The organism is Actinokineospora spheciospongiae (assembly GCF_003182415.1).
Taxonomy (GTDB): Bacteria; Actinomycetota; Actinomycetes; order Mycobacteriales; family Pseudonocardiaceae; genus Actinokineospora; species Actinokineospora spheciospongiae.
Map to the genome: position 1 here is coordinate 13,002 of NZ_QHCP01000001.1, position 12,061 is coordinate 25,062.

General features: G+C 72.8%; 10 protein-coding genes. 5 read left to right on the forward strand and 5 right to left on the reverse strand.

The window, feature by feature from the left end; all coding sequences use genetic code 11:
• Window positions 1-38: 38 nt before the first annotated feature.
• From DFQ13_RS00085 to DFQ13_RS00095, 3 genes are all read right to left on the reverse strand, one after another.
• Window positions 39-788, reverse strand: a complete 750-nt coding sequence (locus DFQ13_RS00085) for a GAF and ANTAR domain-containing protein (protein WP_110078768.1) — start codon at window positions 786-788, stop codon at window positions 39-41.
• A 176-nt stretch (window positions 789-964) separates the two neighbouring features.
• Window positions 965-1,228: an RGCVC family protein gene (locus DFQ13_RS00090; RefSeq protein ID WP_110078324.1), complete on the reverse strand. Its 264-nt coding sequence runs from the start codon at window positions 1,226-1,228 to the stop codon at window positions 965-967.
• A gap of 283 nt (window positions 1,229-1,511) precedes the next feature.
• On the reverse strand, window positions 1,512-2,372 hold the full coding sequence (locus tag DFQ13_RS00095) for an oxygenase MpaB family protein (protein WP_233438197.1): 861 nt from the start codon (window positions 2,370-2,372) through the stop codon (window positions 1,512-1,514).
• A gap of 40 nt (window positions 2,373-2,412) precedes the next feature.
• Here DFQ13_RS00095 and DFQ13_RS00100 point away from each other — a divergent pair, with 40 nt between their 5' ends.
• The 3 genes from DFQ13_RS00100 to DFQ13_RS00110 all read left to right on the forward strand — a co-directional run bounded on the left by DFQ13_RS00100 (window position 2,413) and on the right by DFQ13_RS00110 (window position 6,112).
• On the forward strand, window positions 2,413-2,895 hold the full coding sequence (locus DFQ13_RS00100) for a glycosyltransferase (protein WP_233438198.1): 483 nt from the start codon (window positions 2,413-2,415) through the stop codon (window positions 2,893-2,895).
• A gap of 182 nt (window positions 2,896-3,077) precedes the next feature.
• Window positions 3,078-4,727, forward strand: coding sequence for a flavin-containing monooxygenase (locus tag DFQ13_RS00105; protein ID WP_233438199.1), 1,650 nt, complete (start codon window positions 3,078-3,080; stop codon window positions 4,725-4,727).
• Window positions 4,724-6,112, forward strand: coding sequence for an MFS transporter (locus DFQ13_RS00110; protein WP_233427777.1), 1,389 nt, complete (start codon window positions 4,724-4,726; stop codon window positions 6,110-6,112). Before DFQ13_RS00105 ends, DFQ13_RS00110 begins: the two co-directional genes overlap by 4 nt.
• A 26-nt stretch (window positions 6,113-6,138) precedes the next feature.
• Here the strand turns inward: DFQ13_RS00110 and DFQ13_RS00115 are convergent, their stop codons facing one another.
• Window positions 6,139-6,639, reverse strand: coding sequence for a hypothetical protein (locus tag DFQ13_RS00115; RefSeq protein ID WP_035285225.1), 501 nt, complete (start codon window positions 6,637-6,639; stop codon window positions 6,139-6,141).
• A 7-nt stretch (window positions 6,640-6,646) separates the two neighbouring features.
• Window positions 6,647-7,888, reverse strand: a complete 1,242-nt coding sequence (locus DFQ13_RS00120) for a phenylacetate--CoA ligase family protein (RefSeq protein ID WP_110078326.1) — start codon at window positions 7,886-7,888, stop codon at window positions 6,647-6,649.
• A gap of 421 nt (window positions 7,889-8,309) precedes the next feature.
• Here DFQ13_RS00120 and DFQ13_RS00125 point away from each other — a divergent pair, with 421 nt between their 5' ends.
• Together DFQ13_RS00125 and DFQ13_RS00130 are read left to right on the forward strand one after the other, a co-directional pair.
• Window positions 8,310-11,660 (forward strand): TM0106 family RecB-like putative nuclease, encoded by a 3,351-nt coding sequence (locus tag DFQ13_RS00125; RefSeq protein WP_110078327.1) that lies wholly within the window; start codon window positions 8,310-8,312, stop codon window positions 11,658-11,660.
• Window positions 11,661-11,766: 106 nt separating this feature from the next.
• Window positions 11,767-12,006 carry a hypothetical protein gene (locus tag DFQ13_RS00130; protein WP_146240967.1) on the forward strand — a complete coding sequence of 80 codons (240 nt, stop codon included), beginning with the start codon at window positions 11,767-11,769 and terminating at the stop codon, window positions 12,004-12,006.
• Window positions 12,007-12,061: the final 55 nt, after the last annotated feature.

Here is a 12,061-nt window from a genome sequence, read left to right on the forward strand (position 1 = left end):
GGGGTCGCTGGTCGACGCCGCGCCGGTGGGAGGCGGCGTCAGGGGCGGTGGGGCCCGCGGCGGGGGTTGGGGCTCAGGAGCTGCCGGGTGCTGATCCGGCCCTCGATGACGGCTCGGGCGACGTCGCCCAGTTTGAGGTTGGCGGCTCGGGCGAAGCCGCGCAGGGCGGCGAAGGCGCCGTCCATGTCGATCTGCAGGCGTTCGGCGACGAGGCCCTTGGCCTGCTCGATGCCCACCCGGCTGGTCAGCGCGGACTGGAGCTGCTCGGCCAGCACCTGGTGGTGGCGCAGCGATCGGTGCTGCACCAGACCGATGGTGGCGACCTCGACCAGGGACGTGGCGGTGCGCAGCGCGGTGGCGCCCAGCGGGCCCGGTGAGGTGCGGAACAGGGTCAGGGCGCCGAGGACGTCGGTGCGCAGGCGCATCGGCACCGCGTCCACCGCGGCGAAGCCCGCCGCCCCGGCCGCGGGGGCGAACCTGGGCCAGCGGCGGTGGCCGTCGGTGCGGAGGTTCGGTTCGTCGACGTGGGCGCCGGTGGTGAAGGCGTCGACGCCAGGGCCCTCCACGGTGTGCAGCCGGTGGGGTTCGGCGGCTCGGAGCCGGTCGCCGGAGGTGGCGATCAGCTCCAGTCGACCGTGGGGGTCGGCCAGCAGCAGCGCCGCCGCGTCGACGCCGACGAGTTCCGCCGAGCGGTCGGTCAGCAGGTGCAGGAACTCGACCACGTCGAAGTCCTCGACGAGGGTGTCGGCCAGCTCGACGAAGGTCTCGGCCAGCCGGTCGGCGTTCACCACAGCTACCTCACTGGTGCGACTCGGGGGGTGGGGCCTCCGGTCCGCCCTGCCACCACGGCGCTGTGGTGCTGTGCTCCCCGTCGAAGGTGGGTCGGGATTCCCGCCCGGGTACTCGCGATCGCCTCACTCTACGCGCCCCGGGTTGGCCGGGCACCCCTGCCCGCGTGCCCGGGTCACCGGCCGCTGGTGGCCTTGCGGTTGATCGGGCCCTTGTTGGAGTTGCCGTAGGTCATGCCCGCCGATTCCCCCGAGCACAGGCACTTGCGGGCCGGGCCGCCCGCGGCGCCGGCGCGGCAGAACCGCAGGGCGATCGGGTCGTGCGCGTCCAGCGGGTGCGGGCACGCGGTGCAGGTCTCCTCGGCGTGGTCACCGGCATCCGGTGTCGAAGCACCCGGGGTGGAGGAATTCGGGGTGGAGGAATTCGCTAGCGCGTCCATGGTTGGCATCCGCCCAGTCCTGTGATGTCGTCCCTGGTGTCCCGTGGTCTACTACCGCGGGGGCCGGGGCGACACTCCCAGGCTACCCCGGTGCGCCCCCGGAGGCCGACCACGCGCCCGGGTCCGGCCCCGGGCCACGCCGCGCCCGTCGCCGCTCCGCCTCGGCGCGGTTCGCCTGGCGCAGCCGGGGTCGGCCACCACGACCAGGTCGGCCTCGTCGAACCCGCCCGAGGTGGCCCGAACCAGGTGGGTGCGGACGCGCCCGCCCGCCCCGCCTCCCCGGTCAGCCGCTCAGCGCCCACCGGATGGCCCGGACCATGCCGTGGCCCGCGACCCGGACGGCCGCGCTGTCCAGGCCGGGCAGGCGCGGCACGGCGAGCTGGTCGCGGGCCCAGCGGGGCAGCATCGCCACCGCGTTGGCCCCCAGCACGCCGTAGGGCAGCCGCACCGGCCACGGGATCGGCGGCGTCAGCAGCAGGAAGCGCGCCGCGTCCCGCGCCTCCGGGGTCGGGCGCAACTCGGGGCGGTAGGACTCCAGGTGCTCGGCCAGTTCGGCCTCGGTGCGCGGCGGGTCGGTCACCCCCAGGGCGGTGGCCACCCGGGCGGCGTCGGCCACGTAGCCGTCGCGGCCAACCTGGTCCAGCGGGCGTGCGCCGTGGCGCTGGTGGGCGCGCAGGAAGCTGTCGACCTCGGCGACGTGCACCCAGGCCAGCAGGTGCGGGTCGGCCGCGTGGTAGGCCGCCCCCTCGGCGGTGGTGCCGCGGACCCGCTGGTGGATGCCGCGCACCTGGTCCACCGCCCGCTGCGCGTCCTCGGCGGTGGCGAACGTCGTGGTGGCCAGGAAGGTGCTCGTGCGGGCCAGCCGCCCCCACGGGTCGCCGCGGTAGCCGGAGTGGGCCGCGACCGCCGCCATGGCCAGCGGGTGCAGCGATTGCAGCAGCAGCGCCCGCAACCCGCCGACGAACATCGACGCGTCACCGTGCACCGCGCGGATCGGGCGGTCCTCGCCGAACCACCGGGGGCCGGGGGTGTCGTGGATGCGCGAGCGCGCCGCCGGACCGTCCGGCCCGGCCACCCGCTCGAACAGCACCTCCCCGGCCAGTCGCCGGACACCGCCGGGCCGCACCACGTCCTCGAACCGCACCGGACCTCCCACCGCTCACCACGAGCCTAGGCGGTGTCCGGTGGGCAGGCGCATGGCCGGGCGCGACGCCCCGCGCACCGGCAGGCTCGTCGTCGAGGCCGTGCGCGCGGCCGGTGTCCGCGCGGTGCTCGCCACCGGCTGGGGCGGCATCGCGTCCACGGGGTCGACGGATGTGCTTGTCATCGACCAGGCGCCGCACGACCGGCTGTTCCCGCGCATGAGCGCCGTCGTGCACCACGGCGGTGGCGGCACCACGGCCGCCGCGCTGGCCGCGGGCGTTCCCCAGGTGGTGTGCCCCTTCGTCGCCGACCAACCCCACTGGGCGCACCGCGCCCACCTCCTCGGTGTCGCCCCGCCGCCGCTGCGACAGCAAGAGCTGACCGCCACCGCGCTCGCCGCCGCCATCACCACCGCCGTGCACGACGAGGCGATCCGCCGCCGAGCGGAAGGGGGCGGCCGGGTCGTGCGTGCGGAAGACGGTGTCGCACAGGCCGTCGCCGCGCTCGAACACCTCGTCCGCTGACCACATCACTCCACAGTGGACACTCTGGCCCGGGTGCGGCCGCCGCCTGCTCGGGGGTGGGGGTCGCGGGCCTCGGCGCGAACTTGCCCGGGTCGGCGACGGGTTCGGCCTCGAACACCACCGGGCCTGATCCGCCCGAGTCTTCCACCGGTATGACCGTTTTGGCCGGAATACCCGATAGGGTGGTCGCAGAGCGCAGCCGGGAGAAGGGGTACGCCTTGGGCGAGGACGCGCGGGTCGAGTACGACGCCGTCGTGATCGGGGCCGGGTTCGCGGGCCTGCACATGCTCTCGGAGTTGCGCGGGAGCGGGTTCACCTGCCACGCGTTCGAGGCGGGCGGGGGAGTGGGCGGTACCTGGTACTGGAACCGCTACCCGGGTGCCCGCTGCGACATCGAGAGCCTCGACTACTGCTACCTGCACGACCGCGACCTGCACCGGGAGTGGCGCTGGTCCGAGCGGTTCGCCGGGCAGCCGGAGATCCTGCGCTACGCCGAGCACGTCGCGCGGCGGCGCGGGCTGCTGCCGCTGATCACCTTCGACACCCGGGTCACCGCCGCGGAGTTCGACGGGTCCGGCTGGCTGGTGCGCACCGAGCACGGCGCCGAGGTGCGCTGCCGGTTCCTCATCACCGCCGCGGGCTGCATGTCCGCCGTGCACACCCCGGGAATTCCCGGCCTGGACGACTTTCGCGGTCCGCGCCCGCACACCGGCCGCTGGCCGCGCGAACCCGTCGACCTGGCGGGCAAGCGCGTCGGCGTCATCGGCACCGGGTCCTCGGGCATCCAGGTGATCCCGGAGATCGCCAAGTCCGCCGCCGAGGTGGTGGTGTTCCAGCGGACCCCGAACTTCAGCGTCCCCTCCGGGAACCGGCCGCTGACCGACGCCGAACTCGACCGCGCCGCCGACACCTACGACGACCGCGTGGAGTCCGCGCGCACCACCCGCTTCGGCCACCCGGTCACCGGCACCGGCCGGGCGATCCTGGACACCGACCCGGACACCGCCCTGGCGGAGCTGGAGGCCAGGTGGGCCGCGGGCGGCACGCACATCGTCGCCACCTTCACCGACACCGGCCGCGACCTCGACGCCAACGCGCGGCTCGCCGACTTCTTCCGCGCGAAGATCCGCCAGGCCGTCGCCGACCCGGGCACCGCCGAGCGCCTGGCCCCCACCGGGTACCCGATCGGCACCAAGCGGCTCTGCGTCGACACCGGCTACTTCGACACCTTCAACGCCGACCACGTGCGCCTGGTCGACCTGCGCGCCGAACCGATCGAGCGCGTCACCGCCGACGGCGTCCGCACCACCGCGGCGGAGTACCCGCTCGACGTGCTGGTCCTCGCCACCGGCTACGACACCTTCACCGGCGCGCTGACCAGGATCGACATCACCGGCCGCGACGGCGCGGAACTCGCCGCGCGGTGGGCGGGCGGGCCGCGCAGCTACCTCGGGCTGGCGGTGGCCGGGTTCCCGAACCTGTTCACCATCACCGGACCCGGCAGCACGATGGTCCTGTCGAACGTGCTGCGCGCCATCGAGCACCACGTGACCTGGATTCGAGACCTGCTGGTGCACCTGCGCGAAACCGACGCCACCGCCGAGGCCGAGACCGCCGCCCAGGACGACTGGGTCGAGCAGGTCGCCGCGGCGGCGGCCAAGACCCTCTACGGGCACACCGATTCCTACTACCTCGGCGCGAACGTCGAGGGCAAGGCGCGCGTGTTCATGCCGTACGCGGGCGGCCTGGACACCTACCGGCGCATCTGCGACTCCGTCGCCGAGGACGGCTACCGCGGCTTCCGGCTCACCCCGGCGCGGGTCACCGCGTGAGCGCCCGCCCGCTGTCCGCGCTCGGCCTCGCCGCCGTCCTGCTGGGTGTGCTGCTGCCGATGATGGACTCGTTCATCGTCAACGTCGCCCTGCCCACCATCGCCGCCGACCTGTCCGCGAGCAGCGCGGACCTCGAACTCGTCGTCGCGGGCTACGGCACGGCGTTCACCCTGTTCCTGGTGCTGGGCGGGCGCCTTGGTGACGCGTTCGGCCGCAGGCGGGTGCTGGTGGCCGGGCTGGCCGTGTTCGTGGTGGCGTCCCTGGCGTGCGCGTTCGCCACCACCGCGCCGTGGTTGGTCGCCGCGCGGGTCGCGCAGGGCGCGGCGGCGGCGTTGGTGCCACCGCAGGTGCTCGGCACGATCCAGGCCGCCGTGCCGCCGGAGCGGCGGGCGGCGGCGATGAGCCGGTACGCGGCCGTGAGCGGCCTGGCCGCCATCCTCGGGCTGGTGCTCGGCGGCCTGCTGGTCGAACTCGACCTGTTCGGCACGTCGTGGCGGCTGATCTTCCTGGTCAACCTGCCGCTGGGCGTGCTCGCGGCGGTCCTGTGCCTGCTCGCGGTCCCCGACACCAGGTCGCCGAACCCCACCGGCGTCGACCTGCGCGGCACGGCGCTGCTCGGCGCGGTGGTGCTGCTGCTGCTCGTGCCGCTCAACCGGGGTCCGCTGCTCGGCTGGCCGTGGTGGACGGTCGCGCTGCTGCTCCTGGTGCCGGTGGCGGCGATCGCGTTGTGGCGCGTGGAGAAGCGGGTGGTCGCCGCCGGGCGGGTACCGCTGCTGCCGCCCGCCGTCCTCGCCGAACCGCGGGTCCGCGGCGGCCTGGTGCTGGTCGCGCCGTTCCTGGCCGCCTGGGCCGGTTTCCTGTTCGCCCTGCCGCTGACACTGCAACACGGGTTCGGCCTCGACCCGCTGACCGCCGGGCTCACCGTGGCGCCGATGTCGCTGGCGTTCCTGCTCGGTTCGTTCGCCATTCCCGCGCTGCGCACCAGGTTGGGCGAGCGGGTCCTGCCCGCGGGCGCGCTCGTGCAGGCGGCGGGGGTGGTGTGGCTGCTGGTCCTGCTCGGCGTGCTGCACGCCCCGGTGTGGGCGGCGCTGCCGGGGCTGGTGCTGGTCGGCCTCGGGCAGGCGCTGGTCGTGGGCGCCTCGCAGATCTCGGTGCTGGGCGCGGTCCCCACCGCCTACGCGGGCGTGGGCGGTGGGGTGCTGGTGACCACGCAGCAGGGCTCGATGGCGATCGGTGTGGCCGCCCTCGGCACCCTGTACGCCACGGTGACCGTGGGACAGGGCAACGCGACGGCGTTCGCGGTGGTGCTGGGCGTGCAGCTCGCGATCGGCCTCGGCGTGGCCCTCGCGGGCCGGGGCATGGCGCGACTCGCGCCGGTCGGCTGAGCGCGACCGGCGCCCGCCGGTGCTCGTCAGCGGACGGCGGCGGCGTCCAGGTCGGCGATCTGGGCCATGGACAGGCCGAGTTCGCCGTGCAGGAAGCGCACCATGGTCCAGTGCGGCAGCGCACCCTCGTCGAACGGGCCGAAGGCGTCGCGGTAGAGCGGAATCCACCGGAGGGCCTCGGCGGCGGCCCGCTCGCGCGTGGACTCCTCCTCGTAGGCGGTGTAGCTGACGCTGCGGTGCTCGATGAAGAATCCGCCGGGCAGCCGCGCGCACAGCTCGCGGTACTCGGCGGTCTGGAGGATCAGGTAGTGCCACACCTCGTCGATCTCCTGCTCCACCGGCAGGAACAGCCCCGCCAGCTCCTCGCGGTGCGCGGAGACGAGGTACAGGTACCGCAGGCACTCCAGCGCCTGCCGCTCGACGAAGTCGGCCGGCTCGCCGGTCTTGGCCGCGAAGTGCTCCACGACCTCGGCGTACAGCGGTTCGCCCAGCAGGGAGCGCAGGTCGGCGGGGGAGACGGTCGGCACGGTTCTCCTAACGGGTGCGGGAATCCGGGTGCAGCCAGGCGTACTTGCCCGACTTGCCGATGGGGATGTGCTCGCGGTGGACCGGGGTGACCGACAGTTCCAGGTGCTCGGCCAGCACCCGCGCCAGCGCGGCCGGGTCGGGCAGCGGCCGGTCGTCGAAGGTCGTGTACTCCAGCTCACCGGAGGTGCCCTCGCCGACCCGCAGCCGGTACAGGAACACCCCGGGCGCGGTCTCGCCGATCCACCGGTCGAGGTCGCCGTGGCACAGCAGCGTGGAGCCGACGCGGATCAGTTCCTTCTCCCGGCCGCAGAACCGGGCGATCCGCTCCGGGTCGGGGCTGCCGTCGACGGTGCGCGCGCAGTCGCCGGAGCGGTAGCGGATCAGCGGCATCCAGGGGTTGCGGATGCTGGAGACGATCAGGCTGTAGAGCGTGCTGCCCTCTTCGACCGGCACCAGTTCCACCCGCATCCGGTCCAGGTGCGGGTGGTAGCCGCCGGTGCTGTCGCTGTAGTAGAGGTAGCCCAACTCGGTGCTGCCGAACAGGTCCACGATGGGGCAGTCGAAGTGCGCGCGCAGGAACCGGGACACGTTGTCCGGGGTGTACTCGTAGGCGTGGATGATGCTCGACGGGCGCGGGAAGTCCTGCGCCAGCCCGAATTCGTCGGCCTTGCGCACCAGGTGCGCCAGGTGGTAGCTCGAACAGTCGAGGTGGTACTGGCCGCTGGGGTGCGCCGCGCGGGTCTGCTCGATCTCGTCGAGCATCCGCCGCACCTCCGCGCGCGTCCACAGCGCGGGGTCGACCTGCTGGTTGACGTAGACGGTCCGCTCGTCGAGCCACCGGTCGGCCAGCTCCGGGTGCTCGGCGGGCTGCTCACCACGGGCCTTGGCGTTGATCCGGGCGACGTGCTCGGTGGCCAGCACGGTGGTCACCGACACCCGGGGGCAGCCCAGTTCCCAGGTGTGCTTGATGTCGGGGTGTTCACCCCACAGCCGGTAGTAGCTCTTTAGCAGGAAGTACGGCGGGCGGATGATCTGCATCCTGGCGTGGTTGGTGCCGGTCGACAGCACGAACTCCGCCGCCCCGGTCTCCAGCGCCGCCGCCAGGTCCGGTGTCATCCAGTTGTCGGGGAAACCCCTTGCTATGACGTCCTTCTCCAGGATCGGGAACTCACCGCTGCGCAGGTTCTCCCGGTAGATGGGGATGTCCTTGATCCGGTCGAGCATCTCCGGATCGGGCCGGCCCGTCATGCGCACCCCTTCTGTGACCTGCCTTCTGGAACACGCCGGTGGTCGGCGACGCGCGTCGCCGACCACCGGTGCGGGGAATCCCGTCAGCCCTTGGAGATGCAACCCTGCTTCTTGGAGATGCACCCGTCCTTGGTGGCCGAGTTCGCGGCCACCCACTTGGCCCACACGTCGTCCTGGGCGAGCTTCGCGACCAGCTTGTCCATGCCGTACCTCCGAGAGGGGGAAGGGGAAACGCGGGGACCGAGTGGTCCGCCGCTGACGTGGAACACTGCCCACCGAGTCCAGTGCTTCGGACATTTCGGACAGGCACACCGGCGACGCTACCAGAGCCCGTCCGAAATGTCCGCTGTGTCAGCATGGCTGATCAACGGCGGCGTGTCGGTAAGCCGATCGGGCGATCCCGGCTGCCAGACTTCCGCCGGTGTACACCCCGTCCGACCTCGCCGACCTGCTCGACTGCGAACACCGCAGCGTGCTGCGGCAGGCGCACGCGGCGGGGGTGGCGGGCGCCCCCCGCCCGGTGCGCGGCGGCGACCAACTCGCCGCCAAGCACGGCCGGGCGCACGAGCAGGCCACGCTGACCCGCCTCCGCGAGGAGGTAACCGCCCTGGTCGAGATCGACGAGCGCGACCCCGCCACCGCCGCGACCGAGACCGCCGCCGCGCTCGCGGCGGGCACCGACGTCGTCTACCAGGCCGTCTTCCTCGACGAGACCTTCTCCGGCCGCGCCGACTTCCTCCAGCGCGACGCCCAGGGCCGCTACGAGGTCTACGACACCAAACTCGCCCGCCGGGCCCGGCCGGGCGCGGTGATCCAACTGGCCGCCTACGCCGACGCCCTGCGCCGCGCGGGCTGGCCCAGCGGCCCGAACATGCACCTGCTTCTCGGCGACGGCAGCACCGAGACGCTGCGGGTGGACGACTTCCTGCCGCTGCTGCGCCGCCTGCGCGACCGCCTGACCAGCCGCGAACCCGGCCTGCCCGAGCAACTGTGGGCCGACGAGCGCGCCGCCTGCGGCACCTGCGCCTTCGCCCAGCACTGCGCCGACGGCCGCGAGGCCGACCGCGACCTGTCCCTGGTCGCCGGGATGCGCACCGACCAGCGGCGCAAGCTCGCCGCCGCGGGCCTGGGCACGATCGACGCCCTGGCCCAGGCCGGACCCGAGGCCCGGCCCAAGAGCATCTCGCCCGCCTCGTTCACCGCCCTGCGCGCCCAGGCGGCGATCCAGGTCCGCCAGGACGCCACCGGCAAGATCAGCTACGAGGTCGTCGACCCGGATGCCCTGGCCTCCCTGCCCGCCCCCAGCCCCGGCGACGTGTTCTTCGACATGGAGGGCGACCCGTACGCCCTCGACGGCGACGGCCTGGAGTACCTGTTCGGCGCGGTGACCGCCGACGGCGCCCGCGGGTTCACCCCGTTCTGGGCCCATTCCCGCAGGCAGGAGAAGAAGGCGTTCGAGGACTTCGTCGACTTCGCCACCGCCCGCCTAGCCGAACACCCCGGTGCCCACGTCTACCACTACGCGCCGTACGAGGCCACGGCGGTCAAGCGCCTCGCGGCCCTGCACGGCACCCGCGAGCAGGCCGTCGACGACCTGCTGCGCCGAGGGGCGCTGGTCGACCTGTACGCGGTGGTGCGCAAGGCCCTGCGCGTGTCGCAGCGCTCGTACTCCATCAAGTACCTGGAACCCCTCTACATGCCCACGGAACGTGAAGGAGACGTCAAGAACGCGGTCTCCAGCATCGAGGCGTACGAGGAATACCTGACCCTGACCCAACTCGGCCACCCCGAACGCGCCGACGAGGTCCTGCGCGGCATCGCCGACTACAACGAGTACGACTGCGTCTCCACGCTGGAGCTGTTCGGTTTCCTGCACCGGGTCCGGGTGGAACAGGGCATCGCCACCCGAGACCCGGAAGAACTCGCCCTCCCCGACGACGGCAAGGCCGAGGAGCGAGCCGAACGCGAAGCCCGCATCGCCGCCCTGGTCGCCCCCCTGCTCGACGGCCTCCCCGAGGACGTCGCGGACTTCACCGACGACCACCGCGCCCGCGCACTGCTGGCCGCCGCCGTCGGCTACCACCGACGCGAATCCAACCCGGCGTGGTGGGAGTTCTTCCACCGCCTCCAGACCCCGCTGTCGGACCTGGAGGTCGACACCAACTGCGCGGTCCCGGTCGCGATCGAGGTGGGGGAGTGGGTCAAACCCACCGGCCGCCAACGCAAATCCCGCCGCGAACTCCACCTGACCTGCGACCCCGACCGCCCCCACCCGTTCACCGCGGGCGACCAGGTCCGCCTCCGCTACGGCGCAGAGGGAACGGAAGCGAAGGTCACCCACGCCACCGCCGACCACCTCACCGTCGAGGAGACAGCGGCGGTGGGCGAAGAATCCCATGCCACCCCCGCCGCGGTCCTCCCCGGACGCCCCATCTCCGCCACCCCCAAGGACAAGGCGATCGAGGAACTGGCCGAAACGGTCATCGCCACCCTCCCCACCCTCCCACCCCACCCCGGCATCGACCTCCTCCGCAGGCTCTCCCCCCGGATGCGCCGAGGCGGCCGCCTCCCCGACCCCGGCTTCGACCTGGTCGCCACGGTCATCGAGGCAGTCGACAACCTCGACCAATCAGTCCTGGCCGTCCAAGGCCCACCCGGCGCGGGCAAGACCTACCTGGCGGGCCAACTCATCACCCACCTGATCCGCGCGGGCAAAACCGTCGCCGTCACCTCCACCAGCCACAAAGCGGTGGAGAACGTCCTCACCGCGGCCCTGACCACCGCCCCCGACATCCCCGCCGCCAAGATCTCCAAGTCCAAGACCCCCGCCGAAGAACTCTGGGAAACCCCCAAGGACAACAAGGCCCTGGCGGCCTGGCGCGCCGACCACCCCGAAGGCCACCTGGTCGGCGGCACCGCCTGGACCTTCGCCAACCCGGCCCTGAAAGCCGACCCCTTCGACGTCCTCCTGATCGACGAGGCAGGCCAGTTCGCCCTGGCGGACGCCCTGGCGGTGTCCACGGCCACCCGGACGATGGTCCTGCTCGGAGACCCCCAACAGCTCCCCCAGGTCGTCCAGGGCACCCACCCGGCGGGCGCGGACGCCTCAGCCCTCGGCCACCTCATCGGCGAAGCCGACGTCATCCCCCCGGAACTGGGCTACTTCCTCGACGAAACCCGCCGAATGCACCCGGCGGTCTGCAAACCGGTCTCGGACCTGTCCTACGCGGGCCTCCTCCACGCCCACCCGACCGCCGCCGACCGCTCCGTCGACGGTGTCGCCCCGGGGTTGTACGTCTGCTCGGTCGAACACGAGGGCAACACGACGCGGTCTCCGGAGGAGGCCGTGGCTGTGGTTTCCACGGTGGCCGCCTTGATCGGTCGTTCGTGGAACGACCGGGGGGAGGTGCGGCCGTTGGGGGAGAAGGATTTCCTCGTGGTGGCGCCGTACAACTTGCAGTCCCGGGTGGTTTCGCGTGCGTTGGACCAGGCGGGGTTCGGTGGGGTGCGGGTCGGCACGGTGGATCGCTTTCAGGGGCAGGAAGCCCCGGTCGTCATCGCCACCATGACTTCGTCGTCGGCGGTTGACCTGCCTCGGGGCCTGGACTTCCTGCTGTCGCGCAACCGCCTCAACGTGGCCCTGTCCCGAGCCCAGGCGGTGGCGGTCCTGGTCTGCTCCCCCCACCTGGTCGAAGCCGACATCCGCACCATTCCGCAGATGCGCCTGGTCTCCGGCATGATCGGCCTCCTGGACGTCGCCACCCCTTGGTGATCCGCTGGGATGCCGCCGCTGCCGATCGGCTCGACCAAGCCCACCCGGACCCGGGCGGCCACCCCAGGTGCCTGATTTGCCGGGAATGCCTTCGAAAACCGTGCCCATGGCGTTGGTTCAGACCGCTTTCCCCAGCGGACGGTTGACCGAGCCGGGCAGGCCGGAGGGCTTCCAGAACCCGCTGCAGATCGTCAACGACCTCGGCAACATGATCAGTCCCATGATGCTGATGAACATCCAGAACACCGTCCGCGCCGTGAACGGCGGGGTGTTGGACATCATCGGCAGCAACGGCGCCTTCAAGGCCCACCCGCTGCCCGCGGGCTACGACCACCCGGGAGCATGACCATGCCCCAGCAAGGCCCCCGCTTCTCCGACGACCCAACCGCTACGCCGCACGC

Bases quoted from the DNA above. Each gene is read 5' to 3' on its own strand.
- DFQ13_RS00090 (WP_110078324.1), bottom strand. From the start codon at position 1,228: ATGGACGCGCTAGCGAATTCCTCCACCCCGAATTCCTCCACCCCGGGT.
- DFQ13_RS00120 (WP_110078326.1), bottom strand. From the start codon at position 7,888: ATGACGGGCCGGCCCGATCCGGAGATGCTCGACCGGATCAAGGACATC.
- DFQ13_RS00130 (WP_146240967.1), top strand. From the start codon at position 11,767: ATGGCGTTGGTTCAGACCGCTTTCCCCAGCGGACGGTTGACCGAGCCG.